This is a genomic window from Shewanella sp. ANA-3 (assembly GCF_000203935.1).
Classification (GTDB): Bacteria; Pseudomonadota; Gammaproteobacteria; order Enterobacterales; family Shewanellaceae; genus Shewanella.
In genome coordinates this window covers 2,737,415-2,758,276 of the sequence record NC_008577.1, presented here as the reverse complement: position 1 = coordinate 2,758,276, position 20,862 = coordinate 2,737,415, and the positions used below count along the sequence as shown (strand labels likewise).

At 49.4% G+C, this 20,862-nt stretch carries 20 protein-coding genes; 16 read left to right on the top strand and 4 right to left on the bottom strand.

Annotated elements, in window-relative coordinates; all coding sequences use genetic code 11:
* Positions 1 to 198 precede the first annotated feature (198 nt).
* The 3 genes from nagZ (at position 199) to SHEWANA3_RS12080 (ending at position 2,717) form a co-directional block, all read left to right on the top strand.
* A complete protein-coding gene (gene nagZ, locus SHEWANA3_RS12090; RefSeq protein WP_011717228.1) occupies positions 199 to 1,227 on the top strand; it encodes a beta-N-acetylhexosaminidase in 1,029 nt (342 codons plus the stop codon).
* 81 nt (positions 1,228 to 1,308) lie between these two features.
* Positions 1,309 to 1,848, top strand: coding sequence for an alpha/beta hydrolase YcfP (gene ycfP, locus SHEWANA3_RS12085; RefSeq protein WP_011717227.1), 540 nt, complete (start codon positions 1,309 to 1,311; stop codon positions 1,846 to 1,848).
* Positions 1,849 to 2,444: 596 nt separating this feature from the next.
* Positions 2,445 to 2,717, top strand: a complete 273-nt coding sequence (locus SHEWANA3_RS12080; RefSeq protein WP_011622502.1) for an acylphosphatase — start codon at positions 2,445 to 2,447, stop codon at positions 2,715 to 2,717.
* Positions 2,718 to 2,844: 127 nt separating this feature from the next.
* Here the strand turns inward: SHEWANA3_RS12080 and SHEWANA3_RS12075 are convergent, their stop codons facing one another.
* The 3 genes from SHEWANA3_RS12075 to SHEWANA3_RS12065 form a co-directional block, all read right to left on the bottom strand.
* The gene (locus tag SHEWANA3_RS12075; RefSeq protein WP_011717226.1) at positions 2,845 to 3,870 is read right to left on the bottom strand and encodes a peptidoglycan binding protein CsiV; all 1,026 of its coding nucleotides are present in this window, start codon (positions 3,868 to 3,870) and stop codon (positions 2,845 to 2,847) included.
* Positions 3,870 to 7,352: a transcription-repair coupling factor gene (gene mfd / locus SHEWANA3_RS12070; RefSeq protein ID WP_011717225.1), complete on the bottom strand. Its 3,483-nt coding sequence runs from the start codon at positions 7,350 to 7,352 to the stop codon at positions 3,870 to 3,872. Before mfd ends, SHEWANA3_RS12075 begins: the two co-directional genes overlap by 1 nt.
* Positions 7,353 to 7,438: 86 nt before the next feature.
* The gene (locus SHEWANA3_RS12065; protein ID WP_011717224.1) at positions 7,439 to 8,059 is read right to left on the bottom strand and encodes a hypothetical protein; all 621 of its coding nucleotides are present in this window, start codon (positions 8,057 to 8,059) and stop codon (positions 7,439 to 7,441) included.
* Between the two features lie 94 nt (positions 8,060 to 8,153).
* Between SHEWANA3_RS12065 and SHEWANA3_RS12060 the strand changes: the two genes are divergently transcribed.
* The 3 genes from SHEWANA3_RS12060 to lolE all read left to right on the top strand — a co-directional run bounded on the left by SHEWANA3_RS12060 (position 8,154) and on the right by lolE (position 11,426).
* Positions 8,154 to 9,386, top strand: a complete 1,233-nt coding sequence (locus SHEWANA3_RS12060) for a lipoprotein-releasing ABC transporter permease subunit (protein WP_011622506.1) — start codon at positions 8,154 to 8,156, stop codon at positions 9,384 to 9,386.
* A 97-nt stretch (positions 9,387 to 9,483) separates the two neighbouring features.
* The gene (gene lolD, locus SHEWANA3_RS12055; protein ID WP_041412654.1) at positions 9,484 to 10,179 is read left to right on the top strand and encodes a lipoprotein-releasing ABC transporter ATP-binding protein LolD; all 696 of its coding nucleotides are present in this window, start codon (positions 9,484 to 9,486) and stop codon (positions 10,177 to 10,179) included.
* Positions 10,176 to 11,426, top strand: coding sequence for a lipoprotein-releasing ABC transporter permease subunit LolE (lolE, locus tag SHEWANA3_RS12050; protein WP_011717222.1), 1,251 nt, complete (start codon positions 10,176 to 10,178; stop codon positions 11,424 to 11,426). The genes lolD and lolE overlap by 4 nt, the downstream gene beginning before the upstream one ends.
* Before the next feature lie 139 nt (positions 11,427 to 11,565).
* Here lolE and suhB read toward each other — a convergent pair whose 3' ends face one another.
* The gene (suhB, locus tag SHEWANA3_RS12045) at positions 11,566 to 12,369 is read right to left on the bottom strand and encodes an inositol-1-monophosphatase (RefSeq protein ID WP_011622509.1); all 804 of its coding nucleotides are present in this window, start codon (positions 12,367 to 12,369) and stop codon (positions 11,566 to 11,568) included.
* A 154-nt stretch (positions 12,370 to 12,523) separates the two neighbouring features.
* On the opposite strand from suhB, the gene trmJ reads away from it, so the two are divergent.
* The 10 genes from trmJ (at position 12,524) to rimK (ending at position 20,849) form a co-directional block, all read left to right on the top strand.
* A complete protein-coding gene (gene trmJ, locus SHEWANA3_RS12040; RefSeq protein WP_011717221.1) occupies positions 12,524 to 13,249 on the top strand; it encodes a tRNA (cytosine(32)/uridine(32)-2'-O)-methyltransferase TrmJ in 726 nt (241 codons plus the stop codon).
* A gap of 45 nt (positions 13,250 to 13,294) precedes the next feature.
* On the top strand, positions 13,295 to 14,116 hold the full coding sequence (cysE, locus tag SHEWANA3_RS12035) for a serine O-acetyltransferase (protein WP_011626050.1): 822 nt from the start codon (positions 13,295 to 13,297) through the stop codon (positions 14,114 to 14,116).
* A gap of 350 nt (positions 14,117 to 14,466) precedes the next feature.
* The gene (iscR, locus tag SHEWANA3_RS12030; protein ID WP_006081858.1) at positions 14,467 to 14,928 is read left to right on the top strand and encodes a Fe-S cluster assembly transcriptional regulator IscR; all 462 of its coding nucleotides are present in this window, start codon (positions 14,467 to 14,469) and stop codon (positions 14,926 to 14,928) included.
* A gap of 78 nt (positions 14,929 to 15,006) precedes the next feature.
* Positions 15,007 to 16,221, top strand: a complete 1,215-nt coding sequence (locus SHEWANA3_RS12025) for an IscS subfamily cysteine desulfurase (protein ID WP_011626051.1) — start codon at positions 15,007 to 15,009, stop codon at positions 16,219 to 16,221.
* Positions 16,222 to 16,258: 37 nt separating this feature from the next.
* Entirely contained in the window at positions 16,259 to 16,642 is a 384-nt protein-coding gene (gene iscU / locus SHEWANA3_RS12020) for a Fe-S cluster assembly scaffold IscU (protein WP_011072277.1), read from the top strand.
* Positions 16,643 to 16,656: 14 nt separating this feature from the next.
* The gene (gene iscA, locus SHEWANA3_RS12015; protein ID WP_011072278.1) at positions 16,657 to 16,980 is read left to right on the top strand and encodes an iron-sulfur cluster assembly protein IscA; all 324 of its coding nucleotides are present in this window, start codon (positions 16,657 to 16,659) and stop codon (positions 16,978 to 16,980) included.
* A gap of 15 nt (positions 16,981 to 16,995) precedes the next feature.
* A complete protein-coding gene (gene hscB / locus SHEWANA3_RS12010; protein ID WP_011717220.1) occupies positions 16,996 to 17,520 on the top strand; it encodes a co-chaperone HscB in 525 nt (174 codons plus the stop codon).
* Positions 17,521 to 17,587: 67 nt separating this feature from the next.
* Positions 17,588 to 19,450 carry a Fe-S protein assembly chaperone HscA gene (hscA, locus tag SHEWANA3_RS12005; protein WP_011717219.1) on the top strand — a complete coding sequence of 621 codons (1,863 nt, stop codon included), beginning with the start codon at positions 17,588 to 17,590 and terminating at the stop codon, positions 19,448 to 19,450.
* Positions 19,451 to 19,458: 8 nt separating this feature from the next.
* Positions 19,459 to 19,794, top strand: a complete 336-nt coding sequence (gene fdx, locus SHEWANA3_RS12000) for an ISC system 2Fe-2S type ferredoxin (RefSeq protein ID WP_011622515.1) — start codon at positions 19,459 to 19,461, stop codon at positions 19,792 to 19,794.
* A gap of 155 nt (positions 19,795 to 19,949) precedes the next feature.
* A complete protein-coding gene (gene rimK / locus SHEWANA3_RS11995) occupies positions 19,950 to 20,849 on the top strand; it encodes a 30S ribosomal protein S6--L-glutamate ligase (protein ID WP_011622516.1) in 900 nt (299 codons plus the stop codon).
* The last annotated feature ends 13 nt before the right edge of the window (positions 20,850 to 20,862 follow it).

The window sequence follows — 20,862 nt, the reverse complement described above, 5'->3', positions numbered from 1 at the left end:
TAGTTTTTTTGATTAGAAAGACTTCGGATAAGCTGAGCTTAATTAGCTTATGGTGAATGTCGAATTTATCGGCAACATAATTGCTTTGTGGCAAAGTCTGACGGCGAATGGCTCGCTTTTCGGGGATTTTTGTGAACCCAGTGGTCAGTATCGCTATGGTTATTTTTTGAGTATGAATAAGAATTTTTAGGGAGAAATATGAGTTATCTAATGTTGGATCTGCTGTCTTTAGACGTTAGCGAAGCTGAAGCCGAGATGCTGCGCCATCCGCAGGTGGGTGGTTTGATCCTGTTTTCCCGCAATTTTTCCAGCCGTGAGCAGCTAATTGCCTTAGTGCAACAGATCCGCCAAATTCGTCCCGAGATTTTGATTGCCGTTGATCATGAGGGCGGGCGAGTACAGCGTTTCCGTGAAGGATTTACCCTGATCCCGGCCATGGGGGATATTTTACCCGCGGCTAAGGGCGATATGGTTATCGCTAAACGTTGGGCCTGTGAATTAGGCTTTTTAATGGCCATCGAATTACTCGCCTGTGACATCGACTTAAGCTTTGCGCCTGTGCTCGATCTTAATGGCATTAGCCAAGTGATCGGCAAACGTAGTTTTAGTGCAAAGCCCGAGGAAGTGATTGCATTAGCGCAGAGTTTTATTGAGGGTATGGCTGAGGCGGGCATGGGCGCTGTGGGTAAACATTTCCCCGGTCATGGTAGCGTGGCGGCGGACTCCCATATTGCGCAACCTATCGATGAGCGTGAAGCTGAGGCGATTTTTAATCAAGATATTTTGCCGTTTAAAGATTTGATTGCTATGGGTAAATTATCGGGCATTATGCCAGCCCATGTCATTTACCCTAAAGTTGACCCGAATCCTGCGGGCTTTTCAAGCTACTGGTTAAAGCAGATCCTACGCAAAGAGCTGGGCTTTAACGGGGTAATTTTCTCCGACGATCTGGGGATGAAGGGCGCTTCCATTGCAGGGGATTATTTAGGTCGCGCTCAAGCTGCCTTGGATGCGGGTTGCGATATGATTTTGGTCTGTAACGATAATCCGGGCGTTATGTCACTGTTAAATGGCTTTGTATGGCCCGCCTCGGCGCCACAACATCCGGCGAGTTTACTCAAACCCAATGCGGCGCAGACAGCTATCGCACTAGAAAATGCTAGCCGTTGGGAAAATGCCAAGCAGCTGGCTGAGCAAATCCAGCTCGCACAACAGGCAAAAGTTTGATGTAGCGCAAGGTTCTGCAATGAATATTTGCTAGGGTTAGTAGCATGCGCCGTGTTTGGCAGATTGTTAAAAGGTCTCAATATGATTTTTTATCTTCATGGATTCGATGCAACTAGCCCTGGTAATCACGAAAAAATGCGTCAGTTGCAGTTTATTGACCCAGATGTGCGGCTTATCAGCTACAGCACTTTGCATCCCAAGCATGATATGCAGCATTTATTGAAAGAAGTCGCCAAGCAAATGCAGTATTGCGCCGATCCCGCACCGTTAATGGTCGGGGTCGGTCTAGGGGCGTATTGGGCTGAGCGAATTGGCTTTTTAAACGGATTAAAATCGGTGTTAATCAATCCCAATCTTCATCCCGAAGAGACGATGCAAGGGAAAATTGACCGCCCGGAAGAGTATGCCGATATCGCCAATAAGTGTGTCTCTGAATTCAGGTTGAAGAATACCCACAGAGCCATGTGTATTTTGTCTCGTGTGGATGAAGTGCTCGACAGTGAGGCTACTGCCGAGGCGCTTAAGCCTTATTACACCATCGAATGGGATGAGACGCAGGCCCATAAATTCCCGCAGTTAGCCGCCCATTTACCTAAGATAAAAGCCTTTAAGTTGAGTTAAATCGTTATTCGCTTATCTTTTCGTTAAAGAGGCTTATCGCGGAATATTCTGGCGATAAGCGCTTTGCCTCTGTTCATGTTTTCCCCTTCAAGAAGCATCCTATTTTCAAGCTGTTGGTGTTTGGTTACCTTGTATGAGTGAAGCCAGACTCAGATGAAGTTATGCTGTTATTTAGAATGCTCAACGGTATATGTGTCTGGTTTAGCTGGTTATTTCAGCAAAAAGCATTAAATACACTCTATTTGTATGGCTTTATCTATCATTTTGTTGAAATTAATCATGAATTGTGTAAAGTAGCCCCTCTTAATAGTTTGTTACAAAATGCTACAAACTTTTATGCCAATTTGTCCATTCATGGATAACCTTTTGCGTATGTCGCCCGACACAGCTAACAGCGGTCTCGTTAGCTGTTTTTTTATACTTGCTTTTTTACTCTTAAATCCATTACTTAGCAAAACTCTCCCTTATCGCAGCTGAAAACTCGGCTATGCTTAGGCTGGAATCGTTTTTACGTGAGCGACGCAAAGACGCATGATAATAGCCGCATGATAACAACCGCATGCTAATAACAAGGCTCACCTTACAGGGGAGGCGCAATGAAACGGGTGCTTATTCAATTAACGGGAAAAGTGCAGGGCGTGGGCTGCAGACATGCGACCCTAACAAAGGCTCGCACGCTTGGTGTCACAGGTTATGTGACTAACTGCGCCGATGGCAGTGTTGAAATTCTTGCCCAGGGCAGTGATCCTGCGGTGGATAGTCTTATCGCGTGGTGTGAGGTCGGAGTACCTTGTACCGATGGACTGAGGGTGACGGTGAATGAAGACCAAGGTGATGATATTTATTTGGATTTCTCGATAGTGCGCTAATTTTATTTTTATACTTTCAACGTCGCCTGAATGGCTGTTCACCCCTTAGGCAATAAAAAAACTTAGGCAATAAAAAAGCGGTATGCATTGCATGACCGCTTTTTTATTCGATTAGGGCTAATGGGTTTTAAGCGTTAGGTTGCGCCATCTTACGGATTTGGATCACCATGCCCATTTCGGGATGATCGAGATAGTGGATCTCATCACTTTTCACTCGACGATTTTGTTCCAACGGAATAGACATTAAATAAGGTGTCATCACTTTTGCTGGGGTTACGGCAGTACTTGTTGCTGTATTCATGCTCGCTTCATCGGCTGCCACAGGCATCAATTTGCGGCCTTCTTTACGCAAATTGAGCGCGGTTTCGATATACAGATAATGGCTAAGATAAATATTGAGCGTGCCATCGAGTTGCCACACGGGAGAGGGCTGTAATGGCGCTGTTTCAGCCATCATGCCAGTCGTGCCGTTAGCACCTTGCATTGAGGTGGCCATGGCTTGTTGCACAATTTGACGACCATCGAAGTGATAACTGGCGGAATAATCTTTACCCGCAAACAGGCGAATGGGCACTGAGCCACTCTTGCCCATCATAGGTTGTTGCCATGTCATATGCAGTAAGCTGCGGTTACCACGCTCTCTCGATAGGCTGTTGATGATGCTGGCAAATTGGCCTTGGCTGCTGGCGAGTAATACTGGGCCACTGCCTTGAGACGCGTAGGCTTGGCTACCACTGCCGATTTCCGATGGGATCACACTCGGATAGCGATAGCTGGTTACCGCATTTGAGCTTGCAGTGCTTGGGCCTGAAATGGCTAAAGTACCGCCGTTACTCATCTCGGGAGTGGCGTCCGTATTCGTACCTGTGCTGGTATTTTCAGCGCAATGGCTATTAGCATCGGCGTCATACACTAAGGTGCAGGGCGCAGATTCATTGCTCATGGAGAGCACAGCTTGACCCACAACCGGTGAAATCAGATCGATAGCGCGGTTGGTTTTGGTCTCAATTGGCGCCATCGGCCATTGTTCGGTCGACTGGCTTTGGCGTTCAAAAATATAGACTTCAACCTCGAACCAAGCTTCAGCACGGGCAAGTGAACTGTGTGAAAGTGCAATAAGTGTAGCGATAGAGACCGCGAGTTGACGTAACACTATTTATCTCCAAGACGATGTTGCGATAGTTGTTCGAGCAAGAGTTTGACCAAAGCGAGCCTATCTTTTGCCGTTTCGGCATTGAGGATGAACTTTAACTTATTCGGCCCATCCATTCGATAGATTTGTGGCTGACTTTGCAGTAATCCGATGATAAAGCCCGGATCAATCACATGATCATCACTAAATTCGATGCTGCCGCCCTTAGCATGTACCTCAATTTTAGTCGCGCCCAGCCGAGTTGCCTGATGTTTATATAAAGTCATTTCCATCAGGTTTTTGGTGGCCTCGGGCAGCAGACCGAAGCGGTCGATAAGCTCAACCTTGAGTTCATCTAAGGTTTCTTCACTGTCACAACTGGCGATGCGCTTATAGAGTGACAGGCGAATATTCACATCACCGACATAGTCTTCCGGCAATAGCGCAGGAATTCTTAGCTCCATCTCGCATTGCTGATTGAGCATTTGCGCCAGCGATGGCTCTTTACCCTGTTTGAGCGCCTTAACCGCCGACTCCAACATTTCCATGTAGAGACTAAAGCCAATTTTAGAAATATGACCGCTCTGCTCATCGCCCAAGAGCTCGCCCGCGCCGCGAATTTCTAAGTCTTGGGTCGCGAGCATAAAGCCTGCGCCTAAATCTTCGAGGGCATCGATGGCTTCGAGACGTTTGCGGGCATCACTGGTCATGCGTTTAGGATGCGGCGTCATCAAATACGCATAGGCTTGATGGTGAGAGCGTCCGACGCGGCCACGCAGTTGGTGCAACTGGGCTAAGCCGAAGGTGTCAGCACGTTCGATAATAATCGTATTCGCACTAGGGACGTCGATACCGGTTTCGATAATAGTGGTACAGACTAACACGTTGAATCTTTGGTGATAAAAGTCCGACATCACCCGCTCAAGATCCCGTTCACGCATTTGGCCATGGGCCACAACCACCCGCGCTTCGGGTAGCAGGGTACTAATATCTTGGGCGCATTTCTCAATGGTTTCGACATTGTTGTGCAAATAATACACTTGGCCACCACGGAGAATTTCACGCAGTATGGCCTCACGCACGGTGGCGGGATCGGATTCGCGCACAAAGGTCTTCACCGCCAAGCGCTTAGCGGGAGGAGTCGCAATAATCGATAAGTCGCGCATCCCCGACATCGCCATGTTTAAGGTGCGGGGGATCGGAGTGGCGGTGAGGGTCAAAATATCTACGTTGGCGCGCAGCGCCTTGATTTTCTCTTTTTGTCTTACGCCGAATCGATGTTCTTCATCGATGATTAGCAGGCCTAAGTTTTCAAACTTTGCCTCGGATTGCAGCAGCTTATGGGTGCCAATCACTATATCGACTTTGCCTTCTTCGAGTAGTTTCAGCACTTGGGTTTGCTCTTTGGCGGTTCTAAAGCGGGACATCACCTCAATCACTACCGGCCAGTCGGCAAATCTGTCCTTAAAGTTTTCGTAGTGCTGCTGGGCGAGTAGCGTGGTGGGCACTAGCACAACGACTTGTTTACCCGCATTCACCGCCACAAAGGCGGCGCGCATCGCGACTTCAGTCTTACCAAAGCCCACATCACCGCAGACGAGGCGGTCCATGGCGACGGGGGATTGCATATCGGCAAGCACGGCATGAATTGCGCTTTCCTGATCGACGGTTTCTTCAAAGGGGAAACCTTGGGCAAATTGCGCATACTCTTCATCGTTGATGTCGCAGCTTTCGCCGGGGCGTGCTTGACGGCGGGCGTAGACATCGAGCAGCTCGGCTGCCACATCGCGGATTTTCTCAATCGCTTTGTTCTTTGCCTTGGCCCAAGTGTCGTTACCGAGTTTATTGAGGTGAGCCTCGCCATCGGCGCCGACGCTGTAGCGGCTGATCATGTGCAGGTTAGACACGGGCACATAGAGTTTATCGCCGCCCGAGTATTCCAGCTGTAGGTATTCGGCCACTAATCCGCCGGTATCTAAGGTGACTAGGCCTTGATACAGCGCCACACCGTGCTCTAAGTGCACAATCGGCTGGCCGACTTTGAGCTCGGCTAAGTTTTTGATCAGAGTATCGTTGCTGATCTGGCGCTGTTTTTCACGGCGGCGCTGCTGGGAAATGCGATGACCAAAGAGTTCGGTTTCGCAGATGATGCTGACGGCGGTTTGCTTTCCTAGCCCGAGTAAACAACCACGGGAGAGGGGAGATACAATTAAACCCAGTTTGGCATCACTTTGAATAAACTCATCGAAATGGCTGAATAACACCGGTTTTAACTGAATTTTACTTAAGAGTTCGAGTAAAGCTTCGCGGCGGCCTTCCGATTCGGCACTAAACAACATCCGCGGCGCACGCTCGGCGTAATCTTGCAGCGCAATCAGTGGCTGCTTTAACTTGTGATTAGCGCTTACTTCGGGCAACACACTGGCATCAATCTGTACTGCGCCAGCGACGGCATCGGGTTGCGGCGCAATAAACTGATAGCGAGGCAGTGGCTTAAAGGCGGCAAATAATTCTTCTATCAGTAAATACAGCTCTTTGGGTGCCAACAGTGGTCGCAATGGGTCGACCCGTCTGTCCTCATAACGGGTTTCCACCTCTTGCAAATGAGCGCGGGCGGACTTTTCGATATCGCCTAGGGTGACTAATTGAGTGTCCTTCGGCAGGTAATCGAACAGTGTCGCGACCTCATCGAAAAACAGTGGCAAATAGTTCTCAATACCTGCGGGCATCAAATTGCGGCTCACCAGTTGATAAACTGATTCAGGCTCTTTGACTATGACCTCAAAGCGTCGGCGATAACGTTGCCTAAAACCTTCGATGGCGCTGCTGTCGGTGGGGAATTCCTTGGCGGGTAACAGGCGCACCGCATCGACTGGAGTGGACGAGCGCTGGGTTTCAGGATCGAAATGGCGAATGGTCTCGACTTCATCATCGAACAGTTCGATACGCAGCGGCATATTCACGCCGGTGGGGAAGATATCGAGAATCGAGCCACGAATGGCAAACTCGCCATGTTCGTAAACCTGTTCGACCAAGTGATAACCCGTGTCGGTTAACTGTTGGCGCACATCATGGAGCTGATATTTATCGCCTTTTTTAAGCACAAACACATTGGAGCTTAAATAGGATTTTGGCGGTAGGCGCATCATCAGCGTTGTCACCGGCACAATCACTACGCTGTGCTCGGCTTGGGTGATTTGCGACAGGGTTTCTAAACGCTGGGAAATCAAATCCTGATGGGGCGAAAAACTGTCGTAGGGCAGAGTTTCACGGTCAGGGAACAGTCGCACCTTAATCACACTTTTAGCCAACAAATAGTTGAGCTCTAACTCGATACTCAATGCCGTCGGCGTATCACTGGTCACAATCAATGTCGTGCCCTTGTGTTGACGAACTAGGCTGGCGAGGGTAACAGCTTGACCAACCCCGGCGAGACACGACAGGGTTTGCATTTGAGTTCCATTTTTGACAACGGGCGGTGTTAGGGCTGAAATTTGTGTCATTGGCGTGGGATAAACTGATTCATTCACAATAAGTTGCGTTCATTGTAGTGGCTTGGGCGCTAGGGTGCCAGCAAAAACGCTAGCCTTTATTGACGCTCGTCACGGGCCTGTTTACGCAGTTTAAGTTGTTTTTGTTGCACATTGAGGCTCGCTTTGACGAGTTGCTCCACATCTGCATCCAGTATTTGACTAAACTCGAGGTCGACGAGATAGGGCGATGCGGCATTGGGTTGTTGTGCTTGTTGCCCATCGGATTGGCCTTCCTGCGAAACTAAGCAGGCCGTGACCTTGGCAAAACATAAAATGGCGACCAATTCTTCGTGGATAAATAAGGTCACCTTATATTGGCGCCCAAGGGGGAGGGCCTCACGGCTATTTAGGCGAATGCCACTGCCACCAAACTGACAACCGCTAAATTTATCGCCCTCTTGCACTTCCTTTTCGAGCACATGCTGCAGGACTAAATCGACCTTGCGGGATTGGAGTTTGAGAAAGTCCACCACCACCTTGGCTTCGTTGTCTAAATGCCGCAGTTGCAGCAGGCAACTGGCCTCGAGGGCTTTGACTTCGCTTAGCAGCTGGATCCCTAGGGATTGCATTGATCTTAAAGCCATTTCACTGGGTAGTGGCTGGTTTTCGTCCCAAAGGCTTAAGTAAGCGGTAAAGGGATGAGGCACACTAAAATACGGATTGGTGTCAGTGAACAAGGCTTGCCTCTTTATTTATAGGACCTAAACCCCTATTATCGTGCCCATCTTTATGATTTAGCAAGTTCAGCACACAGGACGCAGCCCTCTTTCAATGGATCTTCGATTTCCTCTCTACGTTGGTTACCGTTATTGGCGGGCCAGAAAAGCAAACGCCTTTGCTTCTTTTATTACCTTATTTGCCGTTTCGGGCATTTTTTTAGGGGTGGCGGCCTTAATCGTGGTCAGCTCGGTGATGAATGGCCTCGAAGGGCAATTAAAGCAGCGCATTTTAGGCGCAGTACCTCAATTGACTGTGGTGACTGAGGCGCCCTTAAGTGATTGGACTATACCTGCGGACAAACTCAAAGCCTTGCCGGGCGTGCAGGGCGTGACGCCGAGCGTGTCGACCCAAGCCATGGTGCAATCGGCGGCGAATATCCGCGCCGTGCAAGTGTTTGGGGTGTTTCCTGAGCTTGCCGAAAAACTCTCAATGGTGGCGCAGCATACCTATTCGGGCGCATTTAACGAGTTAACTAGCGGCCAATATAAAGTCATCTTAGGCAGCGAGCTTGCGCGCCAATTAAAGGTGAGCCCAGGTGATACTGTGCGTCTGTTAAGCGGCGATGGCGTGGTATATTCGCCGCTCGGCCCAGTCCCTAGCCAACGCAAGTTTTTAGTGTCCGCCGTGTTTGAGATGGGCTCACAGGTGGATGCGGGCGTCGCATACATTCATTACCAAGATGCCAAGCGCTTAATGCGTCAACCGAGCGATGAAATCAATCAGTTACGGCTGTATCTGAGCGATCCTTTTATGGCCCCCGCACTGGCTAAGGATGTAAAGCAGGTTCTTACCCAGCAGGGTATAGAGGCGACAACCAGTGACTGGCGCGACACCTATGGTCATCTGTTTAGTGCCGTGAAGATGGAAAAAAACATGATGTCGCTGATGCTGAGCCTGATTGTAGCCGTGGCGGCGTTTAATATAGTGTCGGCGCTGGTGATGATGGTGGTGGATAAAACCACCGACGTGGCGGTACTCAAAACCCAAGGCTTACGTACCTCGGCGGTGATGGGCATTTTTGTGGTGCAAGGGTTATTGAATGCGGTATTAGGTTTAGTACTGGGGCTGGTGGTCGGTATTCTGCTCACCCTTAATTTGAATGGCATTATGGCGACCCTAGGGATTTCCATTTTAGGCACTGGGCAAGTGCTGCCAGTTAAATTGGAGCTGGGCCAATTGTCGATGATTATTGTCGGCACCTTAGTCGTGACCTTAGTGGCGACCCTTTACCCCGCATTGCGAGCGGCGCGGGTGCAACCTGCCACGGCGCTGCGTTACGAATAGCTGCGATGTAACAAATTACAACGTCGCTCCCATGATGAGAGACGTGTTTGGACATGGAGTTTATCCATGTCATTTAGAATCAATAGCGAGAATCTCAATGCAAGACGTGTTACTGCAAGTGCAGGCGGTGAGTAAGAGTTATCACGATGGCGATGTGACCACTCAGGTGTTGTCTGAGGTGGATTTACAGGTATTTAAGGGCGAGCAACTGGCGATTGTCGGTACCTCTGGCTCGGGCAAGAGTACGCTGCTGCATATTATGGGCACCTTAGATAAACCCTCCGCGGGCAAAGTCTTGTTAGCGGGTGAGGATTTATATCAGGTGAGCAGTGCCCGTCAGGCGCAGATCCGCAACCAAGATTTAGGTTTTATTTATCAGTTCCATCACCTTTTGCCCGAATTTAGCGCACTGGAAAACGTGGCTATGCCGGCGTTTATTCAAGGCAGAGACCGCGCTCAGGCTCAGGCTGATGCCAAAGTGTTGCTCGAGAGAGTAGGGCTTGGGCACAGAATGAGCCATATTCCCGCCGAGCTTTCGGGCGGTGAGCGTCAACGGGTGGCAATTGCTCGGGCGCTGATCAACAAACCCAAACTCGTGCTGGCCGATGAACCAACGGGAAACCTCGATGCCAAGAGTGGCGAGGCGGTCTATGAGCTGATCCGCGAATTAGCCAATCAACTCGGAACGGCGTTTGTGGTGGTGACCCACGATCCTAAATTGGCGGCGCGGATGGACAGACAACTCACCATGAAGAATGGTTATCTGCAAGCTGTCGCGGAACACGCCCAATGAAAGGACCATTAGCCCTCTCCATTGGTTGGCGTTTTTATCGTGCGCGCCAATCCAATAGTTTTATTAGCTTTATCTCCTTCGCATCGACCGCGGGGATTGCGCTCGGGGTTGCGGTGCTGATTGTGGTGCTCTCGGCCATGAATGGTTTCGAGCGCGAGTTAGAGCAGCGCTTGTTAGGCGTGATTTCCCAAGCCGATGTGGTTGGCGTGAATGAGCCGATTGCGGACTGGCGCGCCGTTGAGCAAACCGCTATGCAGATTGAAGGCATTACGGCGGCGGCACCTTTTATTCGGATGCAAGGATTAGTGCAAAAGCCCGGTGGTTTTCAGGGGCTTGCCGTTGTAGGAATCGACCCTGAGCAAGAGGCAAAAGTCTCGACCCTCGCGCAATTTATGTCGAAAGAGACTTGGCAAGGCTTGAGCGAGGATGACAATCACATCGTCCTTGGCGAGAGCCTGCTGAAAAAGTTAGGCCTCGAAGTTGGTGATACCCTCGCTCTGTATGTGCAAGATCTTGATCCAGAACATGCCGGCAGTTTACGGGCGGCCAAGAGCCATCGTTTTGTGGTGTCGGGTGTGTACCGTTTAGGCGGCGAGCTTGAGTTAACCACGGCGTATATTCCGATGCGCTATGCGGCGAATATCCTGAATTTACATCAAGGTGTTACCGGAGTGCGGATCAGTGTGGCGCAGGTGTTTGATGCGCCAGCGAAAATTCGTGAGTTGGGTTATGCCTTAAACCAGTCCGTTTATATCAGTGATTGGACGCGCACCCAAGGGCATTTATATCAAGATATTCAATTGGTTCGCACTATCATGTATCTCGTGTTGGTATTAGTGATTGGTGTGGCCTGTTTTAATATTGTCTCAACGCTCGTGATGGCGGTGCGGGATAAAGCCAGTGAAATCGCTATTCTGATGACCATGGGGTTAAGCCGTCTTTCAGTGATGGGGATTTTTATGGTGCAAGGCGCGTTAAATGGCCTTGTGGGTTGTGCCCTCGGCGGCGTGATTGGGATTGCGACCGCGATTAATCTCAGTGGTATCGCCCGTGGCATTGAGCAGTTGCTTAGTATTCAACTCCTGTCGGCCGATGTGTATTTTGTGGATTTTCTGCCGTCAGAGCTACATATGACGGATGCTGGTTTAGTGATTGCTACGGCATTTGTGATGAGTCTTATCGCAACTCTGTATCCCGCGTGGAAGGCAAGCCAAATTGGCCCTGCACAGGCGTTGGCGGGTAGATAGAAAGTCTTTAAGCCAACAAGTGCGTTCCAAGCAGATTAGCCAAAGCTGAATAACTAAAGCTAAAGTACGAAAGCAGCAAATAAAAAGGCCAGTGAATTCACTGGCCTTTTTAATATGCGTTACTGCCTACAGGGTGTGATTAACGCTTTAAACCTTCGTTCAGCAAAGGACGCATGGTTTTCACTAATTCTGTGGTCACTTTCGGTGAACCCGCAACGATGTTGCCAGAGATCAGGTAGTTATGACCGCCAGTGAAATCGGTGACTGTGCCACCCGCTTCGCGGCAGATTAAGTCGCCAGCGGCGATATCCCATGGCTTTAAACCGATTTCGAAGAAACCGTCTAAACGGCCAGCCGCCACATAGGCTAAATCTAATGCGGCAGAACCAGCGCGGCGTAAGTCAGAACACTGACCGAACACTTCGCCAAAGATTGCCATGTAGCTTTCGGTATGTTGACGGGCTTTGAATGGGAAACCTGTACCGATAATGGTTGGAGCCAGTTCAGTCACATTGGTTACGCGGATACGGAAATCGTTTAATTTGGCGCCTTTACCACGGATAGCGGTAAATAATTCTTCACGAACAGGATCATACACAACGGCAACTTCAGTTTTGCCTTTGTGTTGCAGTGCGATAGAAACCGCGAAGTGGGGAATGCCTCTAACGAAGTTGTTAGTGCCATCCAGAGGATCGACTATCCAAACATAGTCTTTGTTTTCGCCGCGGTTTTCGCCTTTCTCTTCACCCACGATAGTGTGATCAGGGTAAGATTTGCGAATTTGATAGGTAATGGCGGCTTCTGCTTCCTTATCTACACTGGTAACAAAATCGTTGACACCTTTAGCACTGACTTCAACTCGGTCAAGTTCAGTGTAGGCGCGCATAATAGTTTGGCCGGCCGCGCGGGCAGCGCGAACAGCAATCGTCAGCATCGGATGCATTGCAATCCCCTGGATGTTAAAGAACGTTAAAAATAGCGGGCGGCATTATACTCGATTTGAATGTTATATCAAATACCGATTTTCATATAAGCATTCACGCACGCCTGTGATAGTATTTGCTCCCTGTGTTTTGTGAATTAAATTAAGTCGTTTCATGCTAAGTAATATTCGTGTGATTTTAGTGGGGACATCGCACCCCGGCAATATTGGTTCGACCGCCAGAGCGATGAAGACCATGGGGTTATCGACCCTGTATCTTGCCGAACCAAGATGTGAAGTGGATGGTCAATCCATTGCCTTGGCCGCTGGTGCATCGGACATTTTAAAACATTTGGTGAAAGTGGATTCCTTAGAGGAAGCCATCGCCGATTGCAGTTTAGTAATTGCCACCAGTGCCCGCAGCCGTACCTTAGATTGGCCAATGCTCGACCCGCGTGAAGCGGGGCAAAAGCTGGTCACTGAGGGCTTAACAGGGCCTGTCGCCATTGTCTTTGGCCGTGAAAATCATGGTTTGACCAATGAAGAATTACAGCAATGTACATATCATGTGGCTATTCCTGCTAACCCTGAATACAGCTCATTGAATTTAGCGCAAGCAGTGCAGATCATTTGTTATGAGACGCGTGTGGCACACTTAGCGCAAACTGAGGCGCCTCAAGTGGAGGAAGAGTATCCGCTTTCTGCCGATCTCGAGCGTTTCTTTGTGCACTTAGAAAGCACCTTATCATCGACAGGTTTTATTATTAAAAACCACCCCGGCCAAGTGATGACTAAGCTACGTCGTCTGTTTAGCCGTGCACGTATCGAAAGCCAAGAGATGAACATTCTTCGAGGCATTTTAACCTCGATAGATAAAGTGGTGGGTAACAAACAAAAATAGCCAAAGCACATTTGGCAAATAACGCTAATCGCGAAGGATTGAAGCATGGGTGTGATAGCTAGGCTAAAAGAAGACATTGAATCTATATATCACCGTGATCCCGCGGCGCGCAGCGCCTTTGAGATCTTGGTCAACTATCCTGGCATGCACGCCATTTGGCTGCACCGGATAAGCCATAAATTATGGAAGCGTGATTGGCGCTTAATGGCCCGTTGTTTATCGACTTTTTCGCGCTGGTTGACGGGAGTGGAGATCCATCCCGGTGCCACCATTGGCGATCGTTTCTTTATCGACCATGGTATGGGCGTGGTGATCGGTGAAACCGCCGAGATTGGCGATGATTGTACTTTATATCACGGCGTGACATTGGGCGGCACCACCTGGCAAGCGGGTAAACGCCATCCAACACTGGGTAATAACGTGGTCGTGGGCGCAGGGGCTAAGATTTTAGGTCCTATCACTATGCATGATGGGGCGCGTGTCGGCTCTAACTCTGTGGTGGTGAAAGATGTGCCTAAGGATACGACTGTGGTCGGGATCCCGGGGCGCGTAGTGGCCACACCTTCGCCACAATCGAAAGAGAAGTCTGAGCGTCGCAGCGCCATGGCCAAGAAATATGGTTTCGATGCGTATGCTGTGTCCCCCGATAATCCGGATCCCGTCGCGAACGCTATCGGGCAAATGCTGGACCATATGCATTTAATGGATTCAAAAGTGCAGGAATTGTGTCAAGCCATTCAGCGCTTAGGTGGCGATGTCTGCACCGAAAGATTGCCAGAGCTGAATGTGGGTGAGTTTAACGACGCGGAAAAAGCCGCTGCCGATAAGCGCCAGAGTGCGCTCGACGAGTTTGACCCCAGCATTTAATAAGGTGTTTGGCGCAGTGGCATGTTGATATTAATCCACATGCTTCTGCCACCGATGATTGCCATTCAATCACTACTGTGGTTGGGCAGTTTTTGAACAGAGTGGACCTAGGTGGTTAGCATTCATTCTAAGAGAGTGCGTTAGATCCCGATATGGGGGCGATTAGGACGATTAATTGCCCCTTTAGCATTGAATCTTAGGGCAGAAAAAGGTTAAATACCCCACCAAGATGAAAGGGTATTGGTTCACTGCACGCTTATATACCTGAGTGTTTTACTAGGTTTTATACTTGACTGAAATACTCGGGTATGTTGAAATAACCCCATACCTGTTTGGGAGCTATGGTAGTTATGAAACTTACATCTAAAGGTCGTTATGCTGTAACCGCAATGCTCGATGTGGCCATCCACTCGGCTTCGGGACCGGTTCCCTTAGCGGATATCTCTGAAAGACAAGGGATTTCGCTTTCCTATCTGGAACAACTCTTCGCAAAGTTACGTAAACATGGCCTAGTGGCCAGTGTCCGTGGTCCAGGTGGTGGTTATCGCTTAGGCCTCGAAGCTAATGATATTTCTGTTGGCATGGTGGTCCATGCCGTTGACGAGTCTGTCGATGCGACTCGTTGTCAAGGACTAGGCAATTGCCAGAGTGGAACTCGCTGCTTAACGCACTCGCTCTGGGGCGATTTAAGCAAACAAATTTCAGATTTTTTAGATGGTATCAGTCTTGCTGGCTTAATGCAGAAACGAGATGTGCAGTTTATCTCGCTTAAGCAAGACACTATGCAAAAGGAGCAAAGAGTCAGCTTATAGGCTTTTTGTTATACGATAAAAATTATTTTTGTACGTTGTATGTAGCCTCGGCAGAGACTGCTAAGTACGGAGTGTGTTATGAAGCTTCCTATCTATTTAGATTATGCCGCCACCACGCCAGTTGATCCGCGAGTCGCGGAAAAAATGTTCCAATACATGACGATGGATGGCATCTTCGGTAACCCAGCATCACGTTCTCACCGTTATGGCTGGCAAGCGGAAGAAGCGGTGGATGTGGCACGCAGCCAAGTGGCTGATCTGATCAATGCCGATCACCGTGAAATCGTGTTTACCTCAGGTGCAACCGAATCAAACAACCTGGCGATCAAAGGCGTAGCGCATTTCTACAATAAGAAAGGCAAGCACATCATCACCAGTAAGACTGAACATAAAGCGGTACTCGATACCTGCCGTCAGCTTGAGCGTGAAGGCTTTGAAGTCACTTACTTAGAGCCAGAAGCCAACGGCATTATTCCGATGGAACGTTTAGAAGCGGCGATGCGCGATGACACCATTCTTGTCAGCATCATGCATGTGAATAACGAAATCGGTGTGATCCATGATGTGGATGCCATCGGTGAGTTATGCCGCTCAAAAGGCATTATCTTCCATATGGATGCGGCACAAAGCGCGGGTAAATTACCTATCGATGTACAAACGACTAAGGTCGACCTGATCTCTATCTCTGGCCACAAAATGTATGGTCCAAAAGGGATTGGTGCTTTGTACGTTCGCCGTAAGCCACGCATTCGCTTAGAAGCCCAAATGCACGGCGGTGGTCATGAGCGTGGTATGCGCAGTGGTACACTGGCGACTCACCAAATCGTCGGTTTAGGTGAAGCGGCTGCAATCGCAAAAGCTGAAATGGCAACGGACAACGCCCGTATCGCCAAGCTGCGTGACAAGTTATGGAATGGCATCAAGCACATCGAAGAGACGTATGTAAACGGCGACATGACTCACCGTGTGAGCGGTAGCCTGAACGTCAGCTTCAACTATGTTGAAGGTGAGTCGCTGATGATGGCATTAAAAGATTTAGCGGTTTCATCGGGTTCTGCCTGTACTTCAGCCAGTCTCGAGCCAAGCTACGTGTTACGTGCGCTCGGTTTAAATGATGAAATGGCGCATAGCTCAATTCGTTTCTCAATCGGTCGTTTTACCACTGAAGAAGAAATCGACCACGCTATCGAAACTATTACACAATCTATTGATAAATTAAGAGAAATGTCTCCATTGTGGGAGATGTTCAAAGATGGCATCGACCTGAATCAGGTCCAGTGGGCCCATCATTAATTCGACCGTTTACAATAGATAATTTTGGAGCAGTACCATGGCTTACAGTGAAAAAGTGATAGATCATTATGAGAACCCACGTAACGTTGGTTCTTTCGACAAGAACGATCCTTCGGTCGTGACTGGTATGGTGGGAGCACCTGCCTGTGGTGACGTGATGAAGTTACAGCTGAAAATCGGCGCAGACGGCATCATCGAAGACGCTAAGTTCAAAACCTACGGTTGTGGCAGCGCGATTGCGTCTAGCTCACTGGTAACCGAGTGGGTGAAAGGCAAGACTATCGAGCAAGCGGCGGCAATCAAAAACACCGATATCGCGGAAGAATTAGCCTTGCCACCGGTGAAAATCCACTGTTCCATTTTGGCAGAAGATGCCATTAAAGCGGCAATCGACGAGTACAAATCGAAACAAGCTAAGTAACATCTGGAGTTAAGATGGCGATTACAATGACCCCAGCGGCAACTGAGCGTGTCAGATCTTTCTTAGCGAATCGAGGCAAGGGCATCGGCCTGCGCCTCGGCTTAAAGACCTCTGGCTGTTCGGGTATGGCGTATGTGCTTGAGTTTGTTGATGCGCTGAATGATGACGATGAAGTGTATGATATTGATGGTGTTAAAATCATTATCGATGCGAAAAGCTTCATCTATCTACAGGGCATTGAGTTGGATTTTGTTAAAGAAGGCCTGAACGAAGGTTTCCAATTTAACAATCCTAACGCAAAAGGTGAGTGCGGTTGCGGTGAGAGTTTCACTGTTTAATTGCCGAATTGACGCATGAATTATTTCGAGCTGTTTAAGTTTTCCCCTGCCTTCGATATTGACACCGCTGTGCTTGCAGAACGCTACCGCGAACTGCAACGGGCGGTGCATCCCGATAAGTTTGCCAACGATACCGAGCAACAACGCTTATTGTCGGTGCAACGCACTGCGCAAGTGAATGACGGTTATCAAACCCTAAAAGATCCTATCCGCCGTGCCGAGCATATGCTGTCGCTACGTGGTATCGATTTAAGCCACGAAACCACCACAGTGAAAGACACTGCATTTTTAATGCAGCAGATGGAATGGCGTGAGGCGTTAGAAGACATTCGCGATAGTGCCGATCCCCAAGAAAGCATTGATGAGTTATACGACTCTTTCGCGGCCTACCGGACTAAGTTGACGAAATTGCTCACCGCCCAGCTAAGCAGTGGCAGCGAAGATGATGCCTTGTTAGCGGCAGATCAAGTACGCAAGCTTAAATTTATGGCAAAATTACACGATGAGCTGACGCGTATCGAAGACGCGCTGCTCGATTAATTTTCCCTATTGCAGTTATTTAGCCGATTCAGACGGGTCTGAGTCGGCGCTACTAAGTTGGATACATATGGCCCTTTTGCAGATTGCAGAGCCCGGACAAAGCGCCGCGCCGCACCAACATAGACTTGCCGTTGGCATCGATTTAGGTACCACTAATTCCCTCGTGGCCGCCGTTCGCAGCGGCGTAACGGCGACCTTACCCGATGAAAATGGCCAGCATTCTTTACCTTCTATCGTCCGTTACACTCAAGATGGCATTGAAGTGGGTCAAGTCGCGGCGTTAAGTTCTGCGCAGGATCCGAAAAACACTATCGTATCGGTCAAGCGCTTTATGGGCCGCAGCCTCACGGATATTCAATCCGGCGAGCAAGCTTTTCCATACCAGTTTGAAGCCAGTGAAAACGGTTTACCGCTGTTTGTCACGCCTCAAGGGCAAGTGAATCCGGTGCAAGTGTCAGCGGAAATTTTACGTCCGCTGGTTGAACGCGCCGAGAAAACCCTCGGTGGCGAACTGCAGGGTGTTGTGATCACTGTGCCAGCGTATTTCGATGATGCGCAGCGTCAAGGGACTAAAGATGCCGCGTCTTTGCTTGGTGTGAAAGTATTGCGCCTGCTCAACGAGCCTACCGCGGCGGCAATCGCCTACGGGTTAGATTCAAAGCAAGAAGGCGTGATCGCGATTTACGATCTCGGCGGCGGAACCTTTGATATCTCTATTCTGCGTTTAAACCGTGGCGTCTTTGAAGTGCTGGCCACTGGCGGCGATTCGGCGCTGGGCGGCGATGACTTTGATCATCTGTTGCAGGCTCATATGCAGCAAGTGTGGCAATTAGCTAATATCGATTCACAGCTCAGCCGTCAGTTATTGATTGAAGCGCGCCGCGTGAAAGAAGCATTAACCGATGCGAGTGAAGTCGAAGCGAGCCTGACACTTGCCGATGGCACCGTGCTCAAACAACTGGTGACCAAAGCTGAATTTGATTGCTTAATCAGCGCATTAGTGAAGAAAACCATCGCTAGTTGTCGTCGCACCCTACGTGATGCGGGCGTAACGGCTGATGAAGTATTAGAAACTGTGATGGTGGGCGGTTCCACCCGCGTGCCGTTAGTGCGTGAACAGGTTGAAGCCTTTTTTGGTAAGGCGCCATTAACCTCTATCGATCCTGATCGTGTTGTCGCCATTGGTGCGGCGATTCAGGCCGATATTCTGGTCGGTAACAAACCCGAGTCTGAATTATTACTGCTCGATGTGATCCCTTTGTCATTAGGGATTGAAACCATGGGCGGTTTAGTGGAGAAAGTGGTTTCTCGTAACACCACGATCCCAGTGGCCCGCGCCCAAGAGTTTACCACCTTTAAGGATGGTCAAACGGCGATGGCCTTTCATGTGGTGCAGGGCGAGCGTGAGTTAGTCGATGACTGTCGCTCACTCGCACGCTTTACCCTAAAAGGCATTCCGCCTTTAGCGGCGGGCGCTGCCCATATTCGTGTGACCTTCCAAGTCGATGCCGATGGTCTGCTCAGCGTCACCGCAATGGAGAAATCCACTGGCGTGCAATCGAGCATTCAGGTCAAGCCTTCGTTTGGTTTATCGGATACCGAAATCGCGACTATGCTCAAGGACTCGATGAAGCATGCGAAGGAAGACATCAGTCGTCGTATGCTGGCCGAGCAGCAAGTAGAGGCGGCAAGGGTACTTGAGTCGTTAAATGCGGCGCTTGCAAAAGATGGCGACCTGCTGACAAGCGATGAGCGTCAGCAGATTGATGCGGTCATGGCACAGCTTGCTGAAATTGCCCGTGGTGATGATGCCGATGCGATTAAGCAAGCGATTGAAGTCCTCGATGAACATACTCAGGATTTCGCCGCGAAGCGTATGGACAATTCTATTCGAGTGGCCTTTAAGGGTCAGTCAATTGACAACATATAGGTGATGTGATGCCCCAGTTAGTCTTTCTTCCCCATGCTGAGTTATGTCCCGATGGCGCAGTGTTGGAAGCCAAAGTAGGTGAAACGATTCTCGATGTGGCGCTGCGTAACGGCATCAATATCGAGCATGCCTGTGAAAAATCCTGTGCCTGCACCACATGCCACTGCATCGTGCGTGAAGGCTTTGATGAGCTAGAGCCAAGCGATGAGCTTGAAGATGATATGCTCGATAAGGCTTGGGGACTCGAGCCTGAGAGCCGTTTGTCTTGCCAAGCTAAAGTTGTCGATAGCGATCTGGTGATTGAAATTCCTAAGTACACTGTGAATATGGTGAGCGAAGGTTAATCAAGCCGATGCGATAATATCGTCAAAAACCAGTCCATGTGACTGGTTTTTGGCTTCTGGCGCCCAGCATTTGCGCAAGCAATAATTGCCATGATTGATTTATCCTAATCCGAGCGTATGATGCGCTCAAAATGAAATGGTTGTCGGAGACCAAAATGAGAATCGCGATCCTATCGCAAGGGCCTGAGCTATATTCCACAAAGCGACTCGTTGAGGCTGCGACATTACGTGGTCACGAAGTCAAAGTGATCAACCCGCTCGAATGCTATATGAACATCAATATGCGCCAGTCGAGCATTCATATTGGTGGGGAAGAGTTACCGCCTTTTGATGCGGTTATTCCGCGTATCGGTGCTTCGATTACTTTTTATGGCTCAGCTGTGCTGCGCCAGTTTGAGATGATGGGCGTATATGCGCTCAATGATTCTGTCGGCATTTCTCGCTCGCGCGATAAGCTACGTTCGATGCAGTTAATGTCACGCCGTGGTATCGGTCTGCCAATTACTGGCTTTGCCAATAAGCCGAGTGATATTCCTGATCTCATCGACATGGTGGGTGGCGCGCCGTTAGTGATCAAATTGCTTGAGGGCACGCAGGGCATTGGGGTGGTGTTAGCCGAAACCCGCAAGGCGGCAGAGAGTGTGATTGAAGCTTTTATGGGATTAAAAGCCAACATCATGGTGCAGGAATACATTAAAGAAGCCAATGGCGCCGACATTCGCTGCTTTGTGCTGGGCGATAAAGTGATTGCGGCAATGAAACGCCAAGCTATGCCAGGGGAGTTTCGCTCAAACTTACACCGTGGCGGTACTGCAAGTTTAGTTAAATTGACCCCAGAAGAGCGTTCGGTGGCAATTCGTGCGGCCAAAACCATGGGACTCAATGTCGCTGGGGTGGATTTATTGCGTTCTAATCATGGCCCTGTGGTGATGGAAGTGAATTCTTCGCCAGGCCTTGAAGGGATAGAAGGGGCAACCGCAAAAGATGTCGCCGGTGCCATTATTGAGTTTGTTGAAAAGAATGCCCTCAAGGCAAAAAAGCCCACTCAAGCGTAGAGTTAAGCCGCGA

Excerpts from the sequence above, each read along its gene's own strand:
- nagZ (WP_011717228.1), top strand. The coding sequence starts at position 199 with ATGAGTTATCTAATGTTGGATCTGCTGTCTTTAGACGTTAGCGAAGCT.
- ycfP (WP_011717227.1), top strand. The coding sequence starts at position 1,309 with ATGATTTTTTATCTTCATGGATTCGATGCAACTAGCCCTGGTAATCAC.
- SHEWANA3_RS12080 (WP_011622502.1), top strand. The coding sequence starts at position 2,445 with ATGAAACGGGTGCTTATTCAATTAACGGGAAAAGTGCAGGGCGTGGGC.
- mfd (WP_011717225.1), bottom strand. The coding sequence starts at position 7,352 with ATGACACAAATTTCAGCCCTAACACCGCCCGTTGTCAAAAATGGAACT.
- SHEWANA3_RS12060 (WP_011622506.1), top strand. The coding sequence starts at position 8,154 with ATGGATCTTCGATTTCCTCTCTACGTTGGTTACCGTTATTGGCGGGCC.
- lolD (WP_041412654.1), top strand. The coding sequence starts at position 9,484 with ATGCAAGACGTGTTACTGCAAGTGCAGGCGGTGAGTAAGAGTTATCAC.
- lolE (WP_011717222.1), top strand. The coding sequence starts at position 10,176 with ATGAAAGGACCATTAGCCCTCTCCATTGGTTGGCGTTTTTATCGTGCG.
- suhB (WP_011622509.1), bottom strand. The coding sequence starts at position 12,369 with ATGCATCCGATGCTGACGATTGCTGTTCGCGCTGCCCGCGCGGCCGGC.
- trmJ (WP_011717221.1), top strand. The coding sequence starts at position 12,524 with ATGCTAAGTAATATTCGTGTGATTTTAGTGGGGACATCGCACCCCGGC.
- cysE (WP_011626050.1), top strand. The coding sequence starts at position 13,295 with ATGGGTGTGATAGCTAGGCTAAAAGAAGACATTGAATCTATATATCAC.
- iscR (WP_006081858.1), top strand. The coding sequence starts at position 14,467 with ATGAAACTTACATCTAAAGGTCGTTATGCTGTAACCGCAATGCTCGAT.
- SHEWANA3_RS12025 (WP_011626051.1), top strand. The coding sequence starts at position 15,007 with ATGAAGCTTCCTATCTATTTAGATTATGCCGCCACCACGCCAGTTGAT.
- iscU (WP_011072277.1), top strand. The coding sequence starts at position 16,259 with ATGGCTTACAGTGAAAAAGTGATAGATCATTATGAGAACCCACGTAAC.
- iscA (WP_011072278.1), top strand. The coding sequence starts at position 16,657 with ATGGCGATTACAATGACCCCAGCGGCAACTGAGCGTGTCAGATCTTTC.
- hscB (WP_011717220.1), top strand. The coding sequence starts at position 16,996 with ATGAATTATTTCGAGCTGTTTAAGTTTTCCCCTGCCTTCGATATTGAC.
- hscA (WP_011717219.1), top strand. The coding sequence starts at position 17,588 with ATGGCCCTTTTGCAGATTGCAGAGCCCGGACAAAGCGCCGCGCCGCAC.
- fdx (WP_011622515.1), top strand. The coding sequence starts at position 19,459 with ATGCCCCAGTTAGTCTTTCTTCCCCATGCTGAGTTATGTCCCGATGGC.
- rimK (WP_011622516.1), top strand. The coding sequence starts at position 19,950 with ATGAGAATCGCGATCCTATCGCAAGGGCCTGAGCTATATTCCACAAAG.